At 67.3% G+C, this 21,369-nt stretch carries 20 protein-coding genes and 1 pseudogene; 15 read left to right on the forward strand and 6 right to left on the reverse strand.

The features are described from left to right. The first annotated feature begins 5 nt into the window (after positions 1–5). The 6 genes from CIK06_RS25605 (at position 6) to CIK06_RS25630 (ending at position 5,768) form a co-directional block, all read left to right on the forward strand. Positions 6–908: an ABC transporter ATP-binding protein gene (locus CIK06_RS25605; RefSeq protein ID WP_095566950.1), complete on the forward strand. Its 903-nt coding sequence runs from the start codon at positions 6–8 to the stop codon at positions 906–908. After that, positions 905–2,545 carry an ABC transporter permease gene (locus CIK06_RS25610; RefSeq protein ID WP_095566951.1) on the forward strand — a complete coding sequence of 547 codons (1,641 nt, stop codon included), beginning with the start codon at positions 905–907 and terminating at the stop codon, positions 2,543–2,545. Before CIK06_RS25605 ends, CIK06_RS25610 begins: the two co-directional genes overlap by 4 nt. Positions 2,546–2,556: 11 nt before the next feature. Then, the gene (locus CIK06_RS25615; RefSeq protein ID WP_157756940.1) at positions 2,557–2,829 is read left to right on the forward strand and encodes a hypothetical protein; all 273 of its coding nucleotides are present in this window, start codon (positions 2,557–2,559) and stop codon (positions 2,827–2,829) included. An 87-nt stretch (positions 2,830–2,916) separates the two neighbouring features. Next, positions 2,917–3,588 (forward strand): response regulator transcription factor, encoded by a 672-nt coding sequence (locus CIK06_RS25620; protein WP_232534375.1) that lies wholly within the window; start codon positions 2,917–2,919, stop codon positions 3,586–3,588. An 88-nt stretch (positions 3,589–3,676) separates the two neighbouring features. Next, positions 3,677–4,429 carry a DUF4097 family beta strand repeat-containing protein gene (locus tag CIK06_RS25625; RefSeq protein ID WP_157756941.1) on the forward strand — a complete coding sequence of 251 codons (753 nt, stop codon included), beginning with the start codon at positions 3,677–3,679 and terminating at the stop codon, positions 4,427–4,429. 274 nt (positions 4,430–4,703) lie between these two features. Next, positions 4,704–5,768: a helix-turn-helix transcriptional regulator gene (locus CIK06_RS25630; RefSeq protein ID WP_157756942.1), complete on the forward strand. Its 1,065-nt coding sequence runs from the start codon at positions 4,704–4,706 to the stop codon at positions 5,766–5,768. On the opposite strand, the gene ltrA is transcribed toward CIK06_RS25630, so the two are convergent. Together ltrA and CIK06_RS32630 are read right to left on the reverse strand one after the other, a co-directional pair. Further along, complete coding sequence (gene ltrA, locus CIK06_RS25635; protein ID WP_198347944.1) at positions 5,743–6,999, reverse strand: group II intron reverse transcriptase/maturase; 1,257 nt, start codon at positions 6,997–6,999, stop codon at positions 5,743–5,745. The two genes, CIK06_RS25630 and ltrA, sit on opposite strands and share 26 nt — an antisense overlap. An 86-nt stretch (positions 7,000–7,085) precedes the next feature. Next, complete coding sequence (locus tag CIK06_RS32630; RefSeq protein WP_369916031.1) at positions 7,086–8,024, reverse strand: hypothetical protein; 939 nt, start codon at positions 8,022–8,024, stop codon at positions 7,086–7,088. A gap of 95 nt (positions 8,025–8,119) precedes the next feature. Here CIK06_RS32630 and CIK06_RS25645 point away from each other — a divergent pair. From CIK06_RS25645 to CIK06_RS25670, 6 genes and pseudogenes are all read left to right on the forward strand, one after another. After that, positions 8,120–8,923, forward strand: a pseudogene (locus CIK06_RS25645) (IS5 family transposase). Between the two features lie 148 nt (positions 8,924–9,071). Next, positions 9,072–9,908, forward strand: coding sequence for an IS5 family transposase (locus CIK06_RS25650; protein ID WP_095565938.1), 837 nt, complete (start codon positions 9,072–9,074; stop codon positions 9,906–9,908). Then, on the forward strand, positions 9,905–10,312 hold the full coding sequence (locus CIK06_RS25655; protein ID WP_095566955.1) for a hypothetical protein: 408 nt from the start codon (positions 9,905–9,907) through the stop codon (positions 10,310–10,312). Before CIK06_RS25650 ends, CIK06_RS25655 begins: the two co-directional genes overlap by 4 nt. A gap of 58 nt (positions 10,313–10,370) precedes the next feature. Beyond that, entirely contained in the window at positions 10,371–11,042 is a 672-nt protein-coding gene (locus CIK06_RS25660; protein ID WP_198348018.1) for a DUF433 domain-containing protein, read from the forward strand. Then, a complete protein-coding gene (locus CIK06_RS25665) occupies positions 11,039–11,479 on the forward strand; it encodes a hypothetical protein (protein ID WP_095566957.1) in 441 nt (146 codons plus the stop codon). Before CIK06_RS25660 ends, CIK06_RS25665 begins: the two co-directional genes overlap by 4 nt. Before the next feature lie 103 nt (positions 11,480–11,582). Next, positions 11,583–12,104 carry a hypothetical protein gene (locus CIK06_RS25670; protein ID WP_095566958.1) on the forward strand — a complete coding sequence of 174 codons (522 nt, stop codon included), beginning with the start codon at positions 11,583–11,585 and terminating at the stop codon, positions 12,102–12,104. Positions 12,105–12,666: 562 nt separating this feature from the next. Here the strand turns inward: CIK06_RS25670 and CIK06_RS25675 are convergent. Beyond that, positions 12,667–13,101 (reverse strand): transposase, encoded by a 435-nt coding sequence (locus CIK06_RS25675; protein ID WP_232533863.1) that lies wholly within the window; start codon positions 13,099–13,101, stop codon positions 12,667–12,669. Between the two features lie 176 nt (positions 13,102–13,277). Continuing rightward, the gene (locus tag CIK06_RS29680; RefSeq protein WP_157756943.1) at positions 13,278–13,439 is read right to left on the reverse strand and encodes a hypothetical protein; all 162 of its coding nucleotides are present in this window, start codon (positions 13,437–13,439) and stop codon (positions 13,278–13,280) included. Between the two features lie 275 nt (positions 13,440–13,714). Here CIK06_RS29680 and CIK06_RS25680 point away from each other — a divergent pair, with 275 nt between their 5' ends. Further along, positions 13,715–14,635, forward strand: coding sequence for a Gfo/Idh/MocA family protein (locus CIK06_RS25680; protein ID WP_157756944.1), 921 nt, complete (start codon positions 13,715–13,717; stop codon positions 14,633–14,635). 7 nt (positions 14,636–14,642) lie between these two features. Here CIK06_RS25680 and CIK06_RS25685 read toward each other — a convergent pair whose 3' ends face one another. Continuing rightward, positions 14,643–15,641 (reverse strand): alcohol dehydrogenase catalytic domain-containing protein, encoded by a 999-nt coding sequence (locus CIK06_RS25685; RefSeq protein WP_157756945.1) that lies wholly within the window; start codon positions 15,639–15,641, stop codon positions 14,643–14,645. Beyond that, positions 15,634–16,791, reverse strand: coding sequence for a 6-phosphofructokinase (locus tag CIK06_RS25690; RefSeq protein WP_095566961.1), 1,158 nt, complete (start codon positions 16,789–16,791; stop codon positions 15,634–15,636). The genes CIK06_RS25685 and CIK06_RS25690 overlap by 8 nt, the downstream gene beginning before the upstream one ends. 573 nt (positions 16,792–17,364) lie before the next feature. Between CIK06_RS25690 and CIK06_RS25695 the strand changes: the two genes are divergently transcribed. Then, complete coding sequence (locus CIK06_RS25695; RefSeq protein WP_095566962.1) at positions 17,365–20,502, forward strand: WD40 repeat domain-containing protein; 3,138 nt, start codon at positions 17,365–17,367, stop codon at positions 20,500–20,502. Continuing rightward, a complete protein-coding gene (locus CIK06_RS25700) occupies positions 20,503–21,261 on the forward strand; it encodes a Stf0 family sulfotransferase (RefSeq protein ID WP_095566963.1) in 759 nt (252 codons plus the stop codon). The last annotated feature ends 108 nt before the right edge of the window (positions 21,262–21,369 follow it).

The following is a 21,369-nucleotide window of genomic DNA, read 5'->3' on the forward strand; positions in this document are numbered from 1 at the left end:
GTGCCATGCTCGAACTGATCGACATCACCAAGATCTACGCCGGGGACAAGCGGGCCGTCGACAGCATGACGCTCCGGATGGACGCCGGCATGCTCGGCATGCTCGGCCCGAACGGCGCCGGGAAGTCCTCGCTCATGCGGATCGCGGCCACCGTCACCAAGCCCACGTCCGGGCGGGTGCTCTTCAACGGCGACGACGTCGTGGCCCGGCCCGACCTGCTGCGCCGGACACTCGGGTACCTACCGCAGGACTTCGGCGTCTACCCCAACCTCACCTCGCGCGAGTTCCTGGGCTACCTGGCCGCCGCCAAGGGCCTCTCGGCCCGGTCGGCCAAGGCCCGCATCGACGAGCTGCTCGCGATGGTCAACCTCACCGAGGCACTGAAGCGACCGCTGGGCAAGTACTCCGGCGGCATGCTCCGGCGGGTCGGCATCGCGCAGGCGCTGCTCGCCGACCCTCAGGTGATCATCGTGGACGAGCCGACCGCGGGCCTCGACCCCGAGGAGCGGGTCCGCTTCCGCAACCTGCTCAGCGACCTCGCGGCCGATCGGGTCGTCATGCTTTCGACCCATATCGTGTCCGATGTGGAGTCGGTCGCGTCCGACATCGCGATCGTCGCGCAGGGGCGGCTGCTGCGCCGGGACAGCCCGGAGGAGTTGCTGCGCCAGGTCGACGGGCAGGTCTGGGAGGTCGTAGTGCCCTCCGATCGGGTGTCGGTTCTACAGCACCAGTACGTCATCAGCCGCCTGGTCCGCACCACCGCAGGCGTCCGGGTCCGGCTGCTCTCCCCCGTGCAGCCGGGCCCGGACTCGACCCGTGTCGCGCCCGACCTCGAGGACGCCTACCTGGCCGTCATCAACTTCGCGGCCGGGCGGTCCGTCGACCCGGCGCGGGCGGTACGGCGATGATCGCCCGGGACATCACCGCCCTGGCGGTTGCCGACTTCCGTGACCGGATACGCCGGCCCGCGTACGTGGTGATCCTGGTGGCTGCCGTGGCCCTGGGTTACTTCGCGGCACCGGATTCCGACGCCCGCTGGGTCGTCATGTACATCGGCACCCACCGCGGCGTCTACAACTCGGCCTACATGGGTACCCTGATCGCCCTGGCCAGCGCCCTCTGGCTGACCCTGGGTGGGTTCTACGTCGTGCGCAACGGTGTCAGCCGGGACGAGAGCACCGGCGTCGGCCAGCTCTTCGCCGCCACGCCGATGCGCACGGTCAGTTATCTGACCGGGAAATTCCTCAGCAACTGCCTGGTGCTCAGCTCAATGGTCGGCGTGCTCGCGGTTACCGCGCTGATCCTGCAGCTGGCCCGCGGCGAGGAGATGTCGATCGACCCGGTCGACCTGCTCCTGCCCTTCCTGATCATCGCCCTTCCGCTGGTAGCGTTCACCGCCGGCATGGCCCTGCTGTTCGAGACCGTCCCGCTGCTCAAGGGCGGTCTGGGCAACATCTTGTGGTTCGTGGTCTGGCTCGCGGTCGCGATCGGCGGCCAGTCACCGGACGCCCCACTCGGTGGTATCGGGGTGCACGCGGTCGCGGCCTCCATGGCGCAGAGCATGTCCGCTCAGGGCGTCGACATCTCCGAGGGTGGCTTCAGCCTCGGCCTAGTCTATCTGGACAACCCGCTGCGCACGTTCGTCTGGGACGGCCTCGACGTCACCGCCGGATACCTGTTCGGCCGGCTCGCCATGGTGCTGATCTCGCTGCTGCTCGCGCTCGTGCCGGTGTGGTGGTTCGCGCGCTTCGACCCGTCGCGTCGGCACGGTACGGCGTCGGCGCCGGCCGGTGGCCCGGCCGCCCCGGGGACCGGGATGCCGGACGGCACGCCGGCCGGACCGGGGGAACTCGCCGTCGGCGGCGTCGCGGTGCTCGCCCGCCCCCAGGCCGTCGCGCCGGCAGCCGGGCTACCTCGCTCGGTGCCGAAACAGGGCGGCGCGTACGGCCGGCTGTTGGCCGGCGAGTTCCGGATCCTGATCCAGGGCGTCTCCCGCTGGTGGTGGCTGGGCATGGCGCTCATCATCATCGCCGGCCTGGCGCTGCCGATCGGTGCCGTGACGCTGTTCGCCCTGCCCATCGCGTGGATCTGGCCGGTCCTGATCTGGTCCCGGCTCGGCACTCAGCGCTACGAGTACGGTGTGGACGGCATCCTGGGCGCCTACCCGTGGGTGCGGCGGCGCCTCGTCGCCGAGTGGGGCGCGGGCGTCCTGCTCACTGCGGTCACCGGCGGCGCGCCCCTGATCCGGATGGTGGCCGCGGCCGACAACGCCGGGGTGGCCGCCTGGTGCGCCGGCGCGCTCTTCATTCCCTCCCTGGCGCTGGCCCTGGGCGTGCTGAGCCGCACGCAACGCCTCTTCCAGGCCGTCTACCTGCTCTGGTGGTACGTCATTATCAACGGCATCGCATTCCTGGACTTCATGGGCACCGTGCGCAGCGACGGCGAGCCGGCCGGGCCGAGCCCGTTCCTCATCGCCGCGGTCGCGCTGGTCCTGGTGGCCGTGACCTTCGCGGCGGGCACGCTGCGCCGCAACGCACGATCATGAGGACCGTCCCGGTGACCGGAGGACGGGTGACACACATCGGTGAGGCACTGGCGGGAGGAGCGTTCGAGTTGCCGGCTGGAGACGAGGAGCGGGGAGACGAGCCGTCGCGCTCCGAGCGGCGCGCAGTACCCTCCGACGACCAGGACGCGCTCGAGGAGCACCGCATCGCGCGGCTCGAGCGCGAGGTCGAGGAGCTTCGCAACGCCAACGAGATCTTGCTCCGGGTCGCCGGGTTCCTGATCCGGCCGCGGGACCGGCCGCAGACCGGCGAGGACCACGACTGAGGTCTCCCGACAGGGCTTCGCGGCCGCCGGCCGGTCAGCTTCGGGCTGGCTCCGGCGGCCGCCGCGTCGTGTCCGGGATATGCCATGATGAGCGGGATGGGAATCCGAGTTCTGATCGCCGACGACCAAGCGATGGTTCGCCAGGGCATGCGGCGCATCCTGGAAAGTCAGTCCGACATCTCGGTGGTCGGTGAGGCGGCTGACGGTGTGGCAGCCGTGGAGCTGGTGCAGAGCCTGCGACCCGACGTGCTCCTAGTCGACATCCGGATGCCGCGGATGGACGGCCTGGAAGTGACCCGCCTGGTGGCTGGCTCCGCGGCGACCAGGTCCGTCAAGGTCGTCGTGGTGACCACGTTCGACCTCGACGAGTACGTTTACCCGGCATTGCGCTACGGCGCCTCGGGCTTCCTGCTCAAACGGTCCGGAGCGGTTCTCATCATCGAGGCGGTACGGGCAGCGGTGGCCGGCGACAGCATGATCAGTCCGTCGATCACGGTGCGCCTGCTGAAGCACGTCACCCAGCCGTCACCGGCGCTGCCCGCGCCGACCGAGTCGCTGACCGCCCGCGAGGTGGAGATTGCCGGACAGGTCGCGCAGGGCAAGACGAACGCCGACATCGCCGCCGAGCTGTTCATCTCGCCCGGCACGGTGAAGACCCACGTCGCGGCCATCCAGCGCAAACTCAACGTGCGCAACCGCGTCGGCGTGGCCGTGTACGCGTGGGAAGCCGGTTACGCCAGCCAGCCTTCCACCGATTGATCTTGGCAATATCTGCCGATCGGTAGATGCCCCTTCGCCGACCGCGGTCGATGCTCGAGGAACGAGCTTCGATGCGTCGGGAGGACCCGTGAGACCGCGCAAGACGATGGCGCTCATTCTGGCCGCTGCGGCCGCCGTGCCAACCATGGCCGGCTGCGAGGAGAAGGCGAAGTCCGGACCAGAACAGTCCGAGTCACGATCGTTCAACCTGTCCGGCACCACACTCAAGGTCGTCGCGACCGAAGCCGCGGTGCAGATCAAGGCGGGTGCCGGCGGCGGCATCGACGTCAAGCGCTCGGTGCGCGGCGAGATCGCCGACGGCGACTCGGCCATGTCGCTCGACGACGGGACGCTTCACCTCAGGGCCACCTGCGGCGGAGTGGTTAAGGACTGCTCGGCGAAGTACACGGTAACCGTCCCGAAAGGCGTCTCGCTGAACCTGGACGGCGTCGGCAGCGACGTCACGGTCACCGGTCTGCGCAACGGGCTGACCGCGCGGCTGAGCGCGGACGCGTCGCTCAGCGCCAACGACATCGCCGGCACGATGCAACTCCGCAGCGACGGCGGTGACATCACGGTGAAGCGGGCGCGGGCCGACACCGTCAAGGCGGTGGCGTCCAACGACGGCAACGTGCGGCTCTCCTTCGCCGAACCACCCAGATCCGTCGAGGCCAAGTCCTACGGCGGAGCGGTGACCGTGGTCGTCCCGACCGGCTCGGCCACGTATCGGGTGGTCACCGCCGGAAACAGTGTCGGCAAGCAACTGGAGTCCGATCCGCGCAGCAGCCGGACCATCTCCGCCGTGGCCACCGACGGCCCGGTCTCCGTTCGGAAGGGTTGAGCCGCCGCATTTGTCAACTCGTTTCCGCAGCGGCTTTCGATTAGGTCGGCGGTTGACACGCCCACCGGGCCCGGCAGACTGACAGCGATCACTACTTTACGGGGAGTAGCGTGATTTCGATACCTCCTGCCGCGCGTCGGGGTAAGCCCTTTTCACGATGCCGAGGTGTTTCCTTTGGCCGTTAGTCCGAGTCTTACTGGCCTGCGCTGGCAATTCGGGATACCCATCCGCGCACAACGGGGCGCGGAGCCGGCTTTACCAATGGGGGGCGTCGATGCGGATTCACCTCGAACTGGAGGACCTCACGCGAGTGCGCATGGTCGAGAGCGCCTCGCCGGTGCTGGAGAGCATCTTCGCGCTGCAGATGCTGAGCGGTCCCACCAACCCGGTCTTCCGCGACTGGCGGCGGCAGGCCGAGGTGGCCGTCGGTCGCCGACTGAACGACGTGACCGAGTTGCTGCGCCGCCACCAGCCGGTGCCCGACCTGCTCTGGCTGGCCGACCGGGAGACCAAAATCCCTGCTCACGGCTACTTTGCGCACCAGGGGGCACGGCAGCGGGCGGTTCCGGTCGTGTTCGACTTCTGCCGGCTCGCGGTCCTGCCGTACTGGAGTTCGCTGCGTCGATACCTCCAGTCCTACCGCGAGGCCCGCGGACAGCACGTCATTCAGCGGGGCGTCGACAGCCTCCTGCGCACGCTGCATCCGCTGTTGAGCTGGGAGCCACCCGTGCTCACCATTCCCGACGGCCGCGATCGTGACGTCTATTTGTCCGGGCGAGGACTTTCCTTCAAGATGTCGTTGTTCCTGGGAACTACTCCGGGCTTAGTCATGGATCCGGATGCCGGCGGCAGCGTCCAATTGGTGGTGCCCGTGCCGGTGACCGGGGAGACAGCGTCGGTTCTGCGCGCCCCGTCGGAGGACGAAGAAGGCGCACTCGGTGCGCTTGTCGGGCATACCCGGGCGGCCGCTCTGCAGGTGATGGCCGACGGTTGCACGACCGGCGAACTGTCCGACCGTCTGGGCATTTCGCTGGCCGGCGCCAGCAAACACGCGAAGGTTCTCCGGAAAGCGGGCCTCATCGTGACGGCCCGCAATGGGAACAGCAGTTTGCATTCACTTAGCTCACTCGGACTTGCATTGCTGAAAGCCGTCACGACGCGAGCGTCTAAGCCTCGATCCACCGATGAAGGTCGACTCGACGGGGCCCTGGATATAGGAAGTGCCCTGTCGGGTGGCCGGAGGGAGTCTCACCCTCCGGCTCCCACAGATCCCGGCGTGAACCTCTCGGCTCACCGGGCTCTTGTCATCCTGATCACCAGACGGTGGAGAGCGAGGTGACCCATCTCCAGTGGGCGAACAGGCTCCGTCGCTTCTCGACGGTTCGTCGCCAGTGCTGGAGGGCCTTCTTCTTGCTCCGCAGCCGTTTGAGCTTCCGACGGAGGAAGCGCATCAGGTAGGCGTTGATGCGTTCCAGGAGCGGGTGCAGTTTGGAGCGGTAGAACGCTCCGTAGTACTGCATCCAACCCCGCACGATCGGGTTGATCCAGCGCGCGAGATCGGCAAGGGTCAAGTTCGTCTTGTAGTGCAGCTTCCACGAGCGCACCGTCGCGTTCATCTTCATCTGGGCCGCGTCGCTGCGCGCCGGTAGGAACCCGTTGAAGGTCTGGCCCCGCCGGTTACGTGCTCCACGCTGCCGAAATGTGAAACCGAGGAACGTGAACGATGTGTGCTCATACGAGCCTCGCCGGTTGCTGTCCTGGCAGTAGACGATCCGGGTCTTGTCCGGATGCAGTTGCAGGCCCACCTGCCGCATCCGCTCGGCGATCGCGTCCCGCACCTGGACGGCACGGGCCTCGGTGCGACAGTGCACCACCGCGTCGTCGACGTAGCGGGCGAACTCGACGTCCGGGAACGTCCGTGCCAGCCACGCATCCAGCGCGTAGTGCAGAAACAGGTTCGCCAGCGCGGGTGATACCGCAGAACCCTGCGGGGTTCCCCGCTCCCGACGGATCACGGTCCCGTCCGCGGTGACCATCGGCGCGGCCAGCCACCGCTTCACATACAAGATGATCCACGGCTGGTCGGTGTTGGCCTCCACGGCTTTGACCACGAGATCCCACGGGACGCTGTCGAAGAACTTAGCGATGTCCATGTCCACCACCCAGTTCATCCGCCAGCAGCGTTCCTTGGTCCGCTCGACTGCTTGCAGCGCCGACCTGCCAGGACGATAGCCGTAGGAGTCGCGGTGGAAGATCTGCTCCATCCGCGCTTCCAGCCTCGCCGCGACCACGGTCTGCGCTACCCGGTCCCCCACCGACGGCACCCCCAACGTCCTGGTGCCCCCGGCCTTGGGGATCTCCACCGCTTTGACCGGCGGGGGAAAGTAGCTCCCCGACGACATCCGATTCCAGATCTTGTACAGGTTGTTCTGCACATCCTGCTCAAAATCGGCGATCGACTGTCCGTCGATCCCAGCGGCACCCTTGTTGTCCCTGACCTTCTCCCACGCCCACCAGACCTCCATCTTGGAGATCTCGAACGGCTTGCCTGGTGACTGCTGCTCGGCCACCCGACTCCTCCCCGACCCGAACCGGGCCCGGTTGATCGAATCTCCGAACCACGAATGACCTGGCCCTTCGCTCCACCCCCACCGCGTCAAGCAGGAGCTTCACCACTACTACGGGCCAGTCCGCCAGCGTCGCCGCATCGGTACTCAGCCCCTCCCGGAGCTACCGGTCGGAACGCTCCCTCTCGCCGCCCGATCACCCGGACAGCCGTATCGGCTCCGCCTTCCCACGTTCCACGTGAAAGCCGCAGATCGAGCTCGCGCCGCCTATATGCCGGACACCACCTGGCCAGTAAGTGGGTAGCCGCCAGACTCATCCCAGAGCAGATCAGATGCCCCGGTTTCGATGTCGACCATTCTCCCTTTCGACACTTCACAGGCTGTGACACAACGCCTTCTCGATCCCCACCTGACACTTGAACAGCGCCTTTTCCACCTCGCTCACCACGACGGTCTTCAGCCAACGCAGCAGGTGGCGGTTTGAAGTTGTAGCCACCGACCTTGGCGTGACCGAACCCGATGCCCTGCTTACGCTTGCCGTAGACCCGCCGCAGCATCGAACCGATGTCCACAAAGGTCAGCACATCGGCGCCGGCCAGCAACGGCACCCGGGCGGCCAGGCCGATCAACGTCTGCCGGGCCGCGGCCTGCAACTGCCGCACATGCCCATGGGTGAACGTGCGCAGGAACGAACCCAACGTCGAGGGCGCGTACACGCTGGTGAACAGTGACCGCATGCCACCATGCCGAGCCACGTCGAGGTCGTCGATGCTGTCCGCGCCGGCGCACATCCCGGCCACGATCGTGGCGACCTTACCGGCCGGGTTCGCGCCCCTGTCCGTCGGCACCCTCACCCGAGCGGCGACCGCATCGTGCAGACCGGCCTGCTCGGCAAGCCGCATCACCGGCACCAGCCCGGCACACGACACCAGATTCGGATCATCGAACGTCGCGGCCGTCACCGGCGCGTCATAGCGTAATCTCACCTGCGAGGTGCCCTCTCGAACCGGACGGTAGAAGCTTCGCAACTCCTATCCTTCCAGCTCAGAGGGCACCTAAGAGCGTGTCCCAGGTGGTGGTCGGCTGATCTTCGTGGTAGATCGTTTCTACTGTGGACGAGCGGTTGATCCAGCAGTGGGTGCCTGAGGAGTTGTGGAACCTGGCCGGCCCGTTGATCCCGCCGCCGCCTCGGCGTCGGCAGGGCGGAGGGACACCGCCGATCGATGCGCGCGCGGTGTTCGCGGCGATCGTGTACGTGCTGACCACCGGCTGCGCCTGGCGGCATCTGCCGCCCGGGTTCGGGTGTCCAGGGCCACGGCGCATCGCCGGTTCCAGGCGTGGACGGCCGCTGGACTGTGGCGCCGGTTGCACGTCGCCGCGTTGGACCAGCCCGGCGCGCAGGGGCTGATCGAGTGGTCCCGGGCCACCGCCGACGCCGACTACGTGCGGGCGAAAAGGGGGGCGCTCTGACCGGTCCGAGTCCGGTCGACCGAGGCAAGCCCGGCAGCAAGATCCACGCCTTGTCCGAGCGCGGCGGGCTGCCGCTGTCGGTGGGCGTGTCGGCGGCGAACACCCACGACAGCCGCTGCCTGGAATCGCTCGTCCAGGCCATCCCCGCCGTCCGCTACCGCCGTGGTCCCCGGCGCCGACGCCCGGACAAGTTGCACGCCGACAAGGGCTACGACTACCCCATCTGCGCCGCATGCTCCGCCAGCGCGGCATCCGCCCCCGCATCGCTCGACGCGGCGTCGAATCGGCCAACCGGCTCGGCCGGCACCGGTGGGTCATCGAGCGGACATTCGCCTGGTTCACGGGCTACCGCCGGCTGACCATCCGCTACGAACGCGACCCCAGCCTGTACTGCGCATTCGTCACCCTCGCCGCCGCCCTGACCTGCCACAAGCGCTACCTCAAACTCACCACCTGAGAGGGCGGTCCGCAGTAACTTGATCTGATCTATGCGTTGGGTCCGGTTGGTGGCCTTCCGGCAGGTTCATCACGGATAGCGGCCGGTCGATGGGTTGAATGTGAGTTCTGGTCGTGACCGCCCGGGCGGATGAGGCGTTAGCCCGGTCATGGGTGATCGAAAGCGGTATCCCAGTGATGTCACCGACGAGCAGTGGGAGCTGATCGGACCGTTTCTGCAGGCATGGAAGGCCAAGCGGGTCGCGGTGTCGGTGTCGGGCCGGCCAGGCGACTACGACCTGCGGGAGATCGTGAACGCGATCTTCTACCAGAACCGGACGGGCTGCCAGTGGGCGTACCTGCCGCACGACCTGCCGCCGAAGTCGGCCACCTACTACTACTTCGCGTTGTGGCGTGACGACGGCACTGACCAGGTGATCCACGATCTGCTGCGCTGCCAGGCAAGGGAGAAGGTCGGCCGTGCCGAGGATCCGAGCGCGGTGGTGTTGGACACCCAGTCGATCCGGGCGGCGAACCACGTCCCGGCCGCCACGACCGGCAAGGACGCGGCCAAAAAGGTGTCGGGGCGCAAGCGGGGCCTGGCCGTGGACGCGTTGGGACTGGTCATCGCGGTCGTGATCACCGCGGCGTCGGTCACCGACAACACCATCGGCATCCGGCTGCTCGACAAGGTCGTCGAACACACCCCGACGGTGAGCCGTGCCTGGGTCGACGCCGGGTTCAAGCAGGACCTCGCCCTGCACGGCGCCGTGCTGGGCATCGACGTCGAGGTCGTCAAACGATCCGACACCAAACCCGGGTTCGTACCGATCCGCAAGCGGTGGATCGTCGAGCAGGTCAACGGCACCCTGATGCTGCACCGCCGCCTCGTGCGCGAGTACGAGAGCCGACCAGAATCCTCGGTGTCCCGAACGCTGTGGGCATCGACGGCGAACATCGTGCGGCGGCTGACCGGAACCAGCACACCCTCCTGGCGGCACCGGTGAACCTCCCCACCGTCCTCGACCTGATCACCGACCGGGAGACCACCACACGCCAGCACGCCGACCGGCTCCGCGAGCAGATCACCGCCCTGACCAGCGAACTCGCCCGCCTCGACGGTGAACTGGCCGACCTGGCGACGACCCGCACCACTCTGCGCACCCTCGCCGCCGCCGAGTTCACCGCCGACGACCCCACCATCGCCAGCGGCCCCTACCAGCAGATCCTGCATGTCCTCGGCACCGCGCCCGCCGGCATGCGCGCCAAAGGCATCTGCCTCGCACTCGGCGTCGAGCCCTCACCCAAGAACGTCGAAGGCACCCGCGCGAAGCCGAAACGCATGGTCAACCGCCACGTCCTCACCGAAGACGAACCCGGAGTATTCACCCTCAACCAGAAACGGACCTAACACTCCGAACCGCCCTCTCATGACCCACGGAAAAGTCGACGCGTGGGAGACTGGCACGGTGGTGAGCGTCCTGGAGCGTGAGGTCTTCTCGGAGGCGGAGGCTGCCCGGCTTCTGCGGGTGGCGCAGTCGACGCTGCACTACTGGCTGGAGGGCGACGAGCGTAAGGGGCGCCGACACAAGCCGGTGCTACGCACGGAACCGCGCGGCGGCCGTTCGGTCACGTGGGCCGAGTTCGTCGAGGCCGGGCTGTTGCGGGAATACCGACGCACCCACCGGGTGCCGATGGTCGAGTTGCGGGCATTTATCGGCCTGCTCCGCGAGCAATTCGGGGTGCCCTACCCACTCGCCGACCGCCGGCCCTACGTCGCCGGCAAAAAACTAGTGCTGGAAGCCCAGGCCGAGGCCGGCCTCGACCCGGAATACTGCCTCGTGGCCGCGGTCGGGAACCAGTTGCTGCTCACTCCTCCGTCGGCGGCGTTCGTCGAGCGGGTCACCTGGGACGGCGACGTCGCCGCCGGCTGGCGACCGGACCCCAACCCCCAGTCACCGGTGCGGATCCTCCCGGATGTCCGGTTCGGTCGGCCGTCGATCAAGGGGATCAGCACCGAGGTGCTCTGGGAGCAGGACGAGGCAGGGCTGGACGTCGAGGAAATCGCCGAGACATACCAGCTCGACGTGCCCGACGTGCGGTGGGCGCTGGCCTACGAGAACTCCCAACGCGCGGCGTGAGCAGGATCAAGCCTGCCGAGGTCCGGTTCTACATCGATGCCGACCTCCTCGGCCTCGCGCGCGTCCTCGCCGGCCTCCGTTCCGACGTCACCTATCCCGGCGACCCCGGCACGGTCATCCACAAACGCCAACGCCCCCCGTGCCCCATCGCCTCGCCCGCAGTGAAGGACTCGGAGTGGATCCCTGAGGTCGCGGGTCGCGGCTGGCTGATCATCACCCGGGACCGCCACATCCAGGAACACCGCCTGGAGATCGCCGCCGTGCGAGAGCACCAGGCCAAGATGGTCGCCCTGACAGCCGCCGACGCGGGCAGCGTCTTCGGCCAGTTGGAGGTCGTGATGAGCCGCTGGCGCGATATCGAGCGCTGCCTCGCCGAGCCGCCACCCTTCATCTACGCGGCCACCCGAACCATAATGCGGCAGATCCCGCTGACCTGACATGGTCGTGAACACCGACCTGAGGCGCCGGTCCGATGACGAGCCTGCCCATGCATGTCCCACGCGAGCGGGCTTCGTTCGTGGAGCCAGTCATGTTGACGAGATGACCACGAGTGCGAGGCGGCGTGTCGATCTTCCTGAAGAACCTCCCCCGGCCGATCGGGACCAAGACCTCCGGGTCTTCATGCAGTTCGAAGCGATCGCGAACCTGCGGTGGCCCGACGACGTGGTGCGGCAGTGGCTCTACGACCACGGCGGACACCTTGAGTTCCTCAGGGACTACGAAGACCTCGACCTCGAACGGATCCGCTGGAGCCTCGAGGACGTTCCCGTCGCAGAACTCGAATCGATTCCCACCGGCGCCAGTGACCAGGGATTCCTCGAGGAGGTCGCGGCGAACCACGAGTACTGGCTGAGCAAGCGCCCGCAACGAATTCAGGACGCATGGAAGATCCAGGGAACGTGGCTCATACCGCCGATCATGATCTCCCGCAACCTTCTTCATCCATCGAACCGCGGGCTGCAGGTCATCGAAGGGCGGATGCGCACCATCTTGCAGGGGCGACGCTCCGGTGGCCTGCATGTCGCCGACAAGCATTCGGCATGGGTTGGAAGACCAGGCTGATCCGCCCCGTACAAGACCACGCCGGAGAGGTGGCGGCCATCGAGCACGGGACCGGTCGTTGGGATCGCATTGTGTTCCTAACACCCCACCCCAGCAGCCCTCGCCCCACGCCCTCACCAGCACCACCGGCGGCGGAACGACCACCAGCTGCACCTACGACAACGGCGGCTACCCCAAAACCCGCACCAGCGGTTGCGCGGGCGTCGCTCCCTGGCTGCTCGGTGGCTGCTCGAACGTCGGCGAACTGGCACGGACTCATCGGGACTGAGCCGGATTTCACCCTTGCAGAAACGGCGTCAACAAGTCCACCGGCCGATATGCGGTCGGACCTTCGGGGATGTCGCCAGATTGGCTTCGGACGCGACCGGACGTCGTCGCACTCTCGCCACTCCCTGCAAGATCATCTGACTACGGATCAGATGCTCAGAGGCGCTCGACCGCTAGCCATTACTGATGCGGCGTAGCAACTTCGATAAGCCCCAGCAAGGACACACCAGACCGAACGCAGCGCGGCCTGAGCAGGACTTACGTCCGCCCTGATGGTCTTACACAAGCGCAGTCTCTACGCGAGTTCGCACAGCGCCACCTCTGCCGATCTTGGCTGTTTGGGCTGGTAAGGGGTCTTGTCGCGGATGCAGACCCAGAGGACGTTGAGGCGTTGTCTGGAAAGGGCGGCGGTGGCTTGGCGGTGGGTTTTTCCTTCGGCTCTCTTCTTGTCGTAGTAGGCGCGTGATCGTGGGCAGTGGGTCAGGGCGGTGAAGCTGGGCATGCTGAACACCCGGCGTAGACCACGGTGGTAGCGGTACGGCCGGATCTGGTGACCTTGGCGGCGTCCGGAGTCGCGGGAGATCGGCGCGAGCCCGGCGTGGGCGGCGAGTGCGGCGGCGCTTGGGTAGGTGGTGGGGGTGCCGGCGTGGGCGAGGAACTCGGCGGCGAGGGTGGTGCCGATGCCGGGCAGGCTGATGACGATCTCTCCCAGCTCGTGCTCGGCGACCATCGCGGCGAAGGTCTCCTACACAGATGACCTTGACCCGCTAGCCGACATGCCCGGCAACCCATACGATCCACCGCCATCGGCGGCCGTGCCCGCATCGAGACAGCAGCACGCCGAGAGGATGCCTTTACGCCGCCGCCCCGCCAGCCGTGGCATCCGAACCGCCGCTGGTACCACGGCTAGTAACAGTGCCCGGCCGGCAGGTACGGCCGCAGGTCGTCCCGCTCGGATTTCGGCGCCGTCGGCATGCCCTCCCGGCTGAGCCGGGGATCCACGCGGTCGGCGTGATGCAGGATCCACGTCGACCAGGCCCGCACCTCCTGCGCACGGTAGGGCTCCAAGTCGTCAGCGACCGCCGATAGCGCTGGGCCTGATGGGCGAGCTGGTCGGCTTCACGCTGAAGGAGCCGGCACACCAACCTCTCCGGCCCGGGCAGGTGGCCGACGCGACGCGCCGGATGGTGGACCAGTCCGGGCCGCCGGACCTCTCGTGTCCTGCGCCGCGAGGCGCTTCGCCGGGCTCCTTCCCCCGGAAGCGTGCAAACGCACGGCGGCACCGACGCGTAGGCTCTAACCGCGGGGCGGAAAGCGGGTCGGTGACAGCGAGGAGCCCTTTGATGCACCGGATCGGAATCATCGGGACGGGCGACATCGCTCGTAAGGTCTACCTGCCGCTGTTGACCGGGAATCCGGATGTCGAGATCGTCGCTCTCACCAGCCGGACTCGCGAGAAGGCCGTCGCGCTCGCACGCCGACATCGCCTCGACGTGGTGGTCGACGACGTCGGAGAGGTGTTGCAGCTCAAGCCGGACATCGTCTTTATCCACGCGTCGACCAGCGCGCACGCCGAGCTCGTTCGAACCTGTCTGGACGCCGGGTCCCACGTCTATGTGGACAAGCCGCTGTCCGAGAGCCTCGACGAAACCCATCGCCTGGAGCAGCAGGCGACAGCCCAGGGGCTGCTCTTGGCCGTGGGGTTCAACCGGCGATTCGCGCCGATGGTCCGCGCGGCGGTGGAGGCCGTACCGAATCCAACCATGATCATTTCCGAAAAGCATCGACGGTCGATCCGACCAGACCGGCCTTTCGGTACGGTCTACAACGATTTGATTCACGCGATAGACCTGGCCTGCTGGGCCGGCGCGATTCCGGTCGATGCGGTGGTTCAAGGGGCCGGAATCGTCGACGGCGACCACCTGCGTGCCGCGACAGCCGTGCTGTTGGCGTCACGATGTCACGCGCACGTGGCCATGAACCGCGACGCCGGCGACGACGCGGAACGGCTCTTCATCGCCGGTGACGCCGTGTCGGCAACTGTCGTCAACCTCGACATGGTGATGGTCCAGGAGAGCGGCACCACCACGACACGGACGTTCGGCAGTTGGGACGGCATCCTGCTGCGTCGCGGATTCGTCGGACTCGTCGACCACGTGCTGAACTCACTGGGCGCCCCGGAGCAATGTCTGGTGTCGGCGACGGCGGTTCTTCGAACTCACCGCGTGGCGGACCAGATCGCCCGTAGCCTCACCGGGTGTTAGACGGCGCTCATGGCGAGTCGAATCGGATGAAGGGCTTCAGCAGTTCGCCGCGATAGAACCGGGCGAACACCTCGGGCAGCTCGTCGAGAGTCGCTCGACTACTGAGAACCGACACGAGTCCGGGGCCAACCCGCGCGAGCGCGGCCCAGTTCGCCTCGACCTCGGAGAGCGGAAAGTAGAACGTGCGAAGGTTGAACAGGTTGGTCCGTCTCGTGCGGGGGTTCGCCGGTATGACGAAGGGCTCGTCGGACTCACCGAGTGCGAGCAGCACCGCGCCTGGCCGTACGAGCCGTTGTGCCACCTCGCGTCCCGTGCGGGAACCGCTCGCTTCGACGACCAGGTCGTACTGATTCTCGGCGTCCAGGTCACGGAGCCTCCGCGCACCCATGCCAACGGCTGCTGCGAGCCGACCGGGGACGGGGTCAAACACCTCCGGCACGGGGAGCCCCATCTCCAGGGACATGACCGCGACGCCGAGCCCGAGCGGGCCACAACCGATGACGGCGACGCGCTCGACAGCCCTCACCTGCGTCCGAATCGCCCACCGCAGTCCGTGGGCCGCGGTCCCCACGGTGTCCAGGCCCAGCACCGCGACGTCGAGCGACATCGCATCGGGTACGCGAATGAAGCACTGGGCCGGCACGTCCACGTGCGTCGCATAGCCGCCATCCCGTTGCCAACCGACCAGCTCCGCCAGCTTGAGGCAGCCGTTAGTGAAACCGACCCCGCAAGACGCGCACGCCCCACAGAAGACAGGCGCGTAAACGACCCCGCGTTCCCCGACCCGATGCGTGGGAACACCGCCCCCGACTGCCACGATGCGCCCCGCGATCTCGTGACCAGGGACGACAGCGCTACCCTCGCGGTACGGCCGCTTGTCCGAGCCGCACAGAGCCGAGACTTCCACCGCCACCCTGACGTCACCGGCAGCGATGTCCGGCAGCATCTCCTGCGCCAACTCGACGACGCCGTCACCGAGAAATCGAGCCCGCCTAGCTTTAGTCACCGTCGTGGCTCCTTCCCGGTCCGGAGATACCGTCATCGATGATCGGTTGCAACCACTCGCCGAACCGCTCCTGGCGCTGGAGGTCAGCCGGCCAGAACTCCTCCGGTAGTGGCTTCGTCCGGCCGGCCACGCCCGCTAGGGGGACCGGGTCCACGGCGAGGGCGAGCGGAGCGCTCTTGAGTCGCCGGGTTCCGGCCATCACACCACGGCGCCCTTCCAGCACGTACCGCCCGGCCCACTCGCCCGTCAGGCGGGCACACTCCAGGTCGGCCGCGCTGGCGAATGAGTAAGCGCTGCGTTGCTGGGTGCCGAGAACCTCTCCCCGGGCAGGACGACCCAACTGCGCCTCGAGCATCCGCGCCAGGCGCCGGGAAACCCCACCGAGCAGGAGCGTGCTGTGGTTGCCGGCGCGGTAGTCGTCACGCGAGCCCGAGAATGGAAACCCTTCACTGCAGACGAGGAAGGCCCTCGACTGCGCCGCCAACGCGTTTTCCACGGCATCGAGGATCTGCGGGATGGTGGTGTCGGAACGCTCGGGTATCAGGCACAGATCAGCGGCCAGGTTCGCATTCTCCAGAACGAGCGCGGCCGCGGCGGCGGCCGCCAACCAGCCGGTCCCGCGCCCCATGGTCTCGACGACGCGGATCGGCTCTATCGACGACATGGTGGAGTGATCGCGAGCGATGCCGGGTACCGTCAGGCGGAGGTAGCGCGAGGCGGACCCGAACCCCGGGCTGAAGTCGACGCCGAGCAGGTCGTTGTCGATGGTCTTGGGAATCCCGACGGTCTGAAGCGAGAGATCGCGGCTGCGCGACTCCGCATCTACGGCATCCAGCAGAGCCATGGTCCCGTTTCCCCCGGCGAGCACCAGCGCATCGATACGGGCAGCCTCCAACCGGTCGACTATCGCCGCGATGCCCTGGGAAGTCAGCGCACGGCGGCCGCTTCCCAGCACACAGCCGGCGACGGGAGCCGAGGAGAGCCGGGCGGCGTCCAAAGAAGCGAATGCTCCCTCCACTAGGCCGTTCGGTCCGCCCGTGATCCCCCGGACATCGCAGACCCGTGCCAGCACGTCACGGCAGGCCCGCAGGCTGGCCTCGACGACGACCGTCGGAGCACCGGCCAGGCCGAGGGCGACGCTACGCGGCATGGCGTGGGCACGGCATCGCGACAACGGGACCGGTCATCACGGGACCTCCCCCTTGCCAACGTGCACCGCTCATGACTCGTTCCGTGGTCCATCCCGAACTCGGCACCGGTCACCGCCCCATCCGGAGCGGCACGACGGGCGGCGGGACCGCCTGCGCGCCGGCTCCTCGGGAGTGGCCGCCGCTCTCGAAACCGGGCGACTCAGCCTAGCAAGTCGCTGGAAGTCGATCGAGTGCTGCCGATCGGTGGTGCGCGAATCGCGTTGGTAGATCAAGCCCGGCCGGTAGCCGCCCCGGGGCCGGCCACACCCCGCCGCCTGCCGCTTCGACGCCCATCACCGCTTCCGCCCGGGCCGGCCGGACCACGGCTTCGACGATTGGTCGGACGCGGGGATTGCCCCGGCCAAGTACGCTCGGCGTAGCCGGCAAGGTCGACTTCGGTACGGCGGGTCGGAGGGTCCCCGGTGGGTGACCCTTCCCACTCAGCAACACTGCAATCTCGGGTGATCTCGTATGACTCAGAGAGGGCCGGGCAACTGAGCACACTCGCGTGGGAATCAGGTGATGGCCGGACCATGGAGCACTCCTGGCTGCGCTTGGCCGTCAGTCATCCGATGTGGTCCCTGACATTTGGCGAGGCAGACGGCCAGGACTTCCTCGCCGGTGGTTGCGCGGACAGCACTATCCGACTGTGGAAGGCGAGCACCGGGGCTCCGGTCCGCCGACTGCGCGGCCACACCGGCGCCGTCCTGTCGGTGGCGGTCGGCGTCGTCAGCCGCCGCCCGGTGTTGGCGTCCGCCGGCATCGACGGCACGGTTCGGCTCTGGGATCCGAGCGAGGACGACGCTGGCCACCGGACCCTTCAGGGTCATGTCGGGGGAGTCCGGGCCGTGGCATTCGGCCAGACCGATGGCCGCACGTTCCTCGCGTCCGCAGGCGCGGACGGCACCGTCCGGCTCTGGGACGCCGAGGCCGGTGTTCCTGCCGCCGAACCGTTGACCGGCCACTCCGGCACCGCCCTGTCCGTTGCCTTCGGGCTTGTCGGAGACCGGTACGTGCTCGCGTCTGCAGGCGACGACGCAACGGTGCGGTTGTGGGACGCCGAGACGGGCGCGTCTCTGATGGATCCCCTTCGACGGCACAGGGGCGGCGTGCGATCGGTGGCCTTCGGTCAGGTCGACGGGGTTCCATTCCTCGCGTCGGCCAGTGACGACGGCACCGTGCAGCTGTGGGATCCGCAGGCCGGTGTTCCCCTCTTCGGGCGTCTCACTGGTCACTCCGGCATCGTGCGAGCTGTCGGCTTCACCCAGGTCGCCGACGTTGGTCTCGTCATGTCGGCAGGCATCGACGGCACGATCCGGATGTGGAACCCGAACACCGGCGTCGGGTACCCCGATCACATCACCGCCCCCGCCGACGACCTACGGGCCATCGCGTTCGGAAAAGTCCGAGGAGAGGACGTCCTCGCCATCGGCTCCGGCCAGGGCGTCTCGATGTCCCTCCTTGCAGATCAGATAGACACCACCAAGCTGCTTGCGCCCGACATCGTCCGTTCAGCGATCGTCACCGCGGACGCGATCGACGCCGCGGACTACTTCGGCCGGGTGATCCTGGCTCGTCATCTCCATGGTGTGATCGGCCAGTTGATCGCCCCGGGCGGCGCGAATTCGCATCGCAGCGTCGTCGTCAGCATCGACGGACGGTGGGGAGCCGGAAAGACCACGCTCGCTCGCCTCCTGGTCGAGGAAATGCGGAACCACACACCGAGCGCGACACCTTCCCCCAGCCCGACTGAGACCCCGGGGAGAAACGGCCGAGGCATCGCCGCGCTGCCACGCGACCCGGTCGTGGTCAACTTCGACGCCTGGCGCGAATCCGAGATCGCTCCGCACTGGTGGGCCGTGGCCGCAGCGATCAACCGGGGCATCCGGAGTGAACGCAGTCTCGTTGCTCGGATCGGAATGACCGTGACCGGGGTCGGACGCCGGATCGCGCGGTCACCGGCATCCCTTGCGGCAATGCTCATCGTCTCGGTGGTGGTCTTCGGATCCATGGCCATCAGAAGCGCGGCGCCTGCCCAGCTCAACCAGACGCTGACCATTCTGCAGACGTTCCTGACGGCAGCCACCGCCCTCTTCGCGGTCGCCGCCGTCATCACCCGTTCGCTGTTCTGGGCCTCTCCCGCCCTCGGCCGACTTCATCTGCGGGCCGATGACAACCCGCTCGGCGAGGTCGCCGACATGGTTACCAACCTTCGCCGCTGGAGTCCACGCACCGGCAGCAGCCCGCTCGTGGAAACCGCCGCCGTCGTAATGTGGATCATTATCGGTACCGTCGCTGGACGCCTGATCTACTCTCGCCCCGAGACGGTTCTCTCGAACGCGGACTGGTCGGCCTGGGTGCAGCGCCATCTGATCGCCATTTCGGTCGCCCTCGCGACCGCGCTCGTGGTCGGACTGGCCACCCCCGTGACGGTCCGATCGGCCTCACGGTCGATCTGGCAGGGCTCCCCTAGCAGTGTCGACTGGTCCGCGGACCCTCCTCGTTCCCGCTGGTACACACGGCCGAACTGGCGAGCCCGAGCCGTCTGGGCGGTCATCGCCGGCTCGATCGTCGGCGTCGCGGGGTCGGTGGCACTACCCGAGATGGCCGGTCCGGCATGGCTGCCGCTCATCGTGCTGGGTGGGCTGGGCATCGCCGGTCTCGTCGCTCAGCTCGTGTACGTCCGATCACCGCGCCGCCGAAACCGACGTCCGATCGTCCTGGTCATGGACGAACTAGACCGTTGTTCGGTGCCGACGGTGGTTGCCTACCTCGAGACGGTTCACACTCTCCTGAAGGAACGCTCGCCAGGCGCACCACCCTCGCTGCGGAACGGGTGGCGGGATCCGGCCCCGCTGGTCGTGCTGGTGCTTGCCGACGGGCGTTGGGTACGAACGGCGTTCACCACAGAGTACGACGCGTTCAAGGATCTGGGGTCACCCGTACGCACGTTGGGTGGAGACTTCCTGCAGAAGCTCTTCGACCACACAGTCCTGGTGCCCGACCTCACGGCAGACCACGTCGGGCATCTCCTCGAACGCATCACGATGCCTGCCGTGTCGGCCGAGACCCGCACCGGCAGGTGGCCGCCAGCCGAATCGCGTCCCGCCGCCGACGCGCAGTCGACGGGTGGGCCGCCACCCGACACCGACGCGCGGCCGGCCCAGGACGACCCCACGGCGCTGGCCGCCGAGCGGGAGCGCGTCGCCGATGACGCGCGGGCAGCCGCCACCCCGAAAGCCATCGAACGTCGAGAAGCTCATCTGCTCGCGTCGTACACCATGCTGCTGCCCTCCAATCCGCGGCTCATCCGTCGGGTGGCCAACACGTGGGCGATGCTGGAAGCGCTGAAGCATCACGTTGGACATGACGAACTGGACGACGTCGTTGTTCGCGCTGCGGTGATGTACGTCACTTTTCCGTCACTCGTTGACACTCTCTTGGACGACGTACGCGCGCCCGCCCTGCCCGACCGGCTCGACGATTCCGCAACCGAAACCGACCGTGAGAGCCTGTGGCTCCGCCCCGATGTGCTGGCCATCATCACGCGCGAGGACGGATCAATTGTGTCACCGGCATCGATCGCTCGCTGTTACGGAAAGGCCTATGCGCCGAGGCGCTCGGAGACGTCGGGCATTCCGGAGCAGCGTAACGCCGCGAAAGGAAGCTAAGTGATTGGTTACGCCATCTGCAGCGTCGAACGGACAGGCAGTACGCTCTACTCCGCGCTTCTCGAACAGACCGGCATAGCGGGCAGGCCTGTCGTGGAGCCGTTCAATGCGAAGATCCAGTCCACCGCCTTCCGCCACCACCGCTTCAGCACCTACCACGAATACCTTAAATTTGCGCGTCGACAGGCCCGCACGCCGAACGGGATATTCGGCATCAACATCATGTGGCGTCACCTCGCCCGTGTCGTCGGAGAGTTGGAACGGGCGCGATCTTGGAATGGGGAGACGTCGGTTCAGATGCTCCAGCACTACCTGCCGGAGCTGACACACTTCGTATTCACCCGGCGTCGCGACACGCTTGCGCAAGCTGTATCCTGGGCCATCGCATACCAGACCGACCGCTGGAAGAGCACTGATCCCGACCTCGGCCGCACCCCTATGTACGACTTCCCACTCGTTGACACGCTGCATCAGAACGTCGTCGCCGACAACTTCGGCTGGGAAAGCTGGTTCAAGCTGAACGGCATCGAACCACTCAGGTTGACCTACGAAGATCTCGTTGATGATCCACGACGGGAGATATTCCGGACGCTGGAATTCCTCGGGCTGGACACTCCTGCGGAACTGGCGCTCGCCACCCACATCGAGAAGCAGGCAACCGACCTGAACCATACTTGGCGCGACCGCTACCTTGAGGACAAGGCACGCAACAACGTCATTCAGCTGCCGACACCGTGGTTATCCGACGGCGGAGCTTAAGAGCGGCCGTCGGAGCACCGCGCGCGACATGTCGACGACCGGGTTGGGAGTGTGTCGATTTCTACGCAGTCCCTATTCGGGTGGGTCATCACCACCCGGTGGGTCATC

The sequence above is a fragment of the Plantactinospora sp. KBS50 genome (genome assembly GCF_002285795.1).
GTDB lineage: Bacteria > Actinomycetota > Actinomycetes > Mycobacteriales > Micromonosporaceae > KBS50.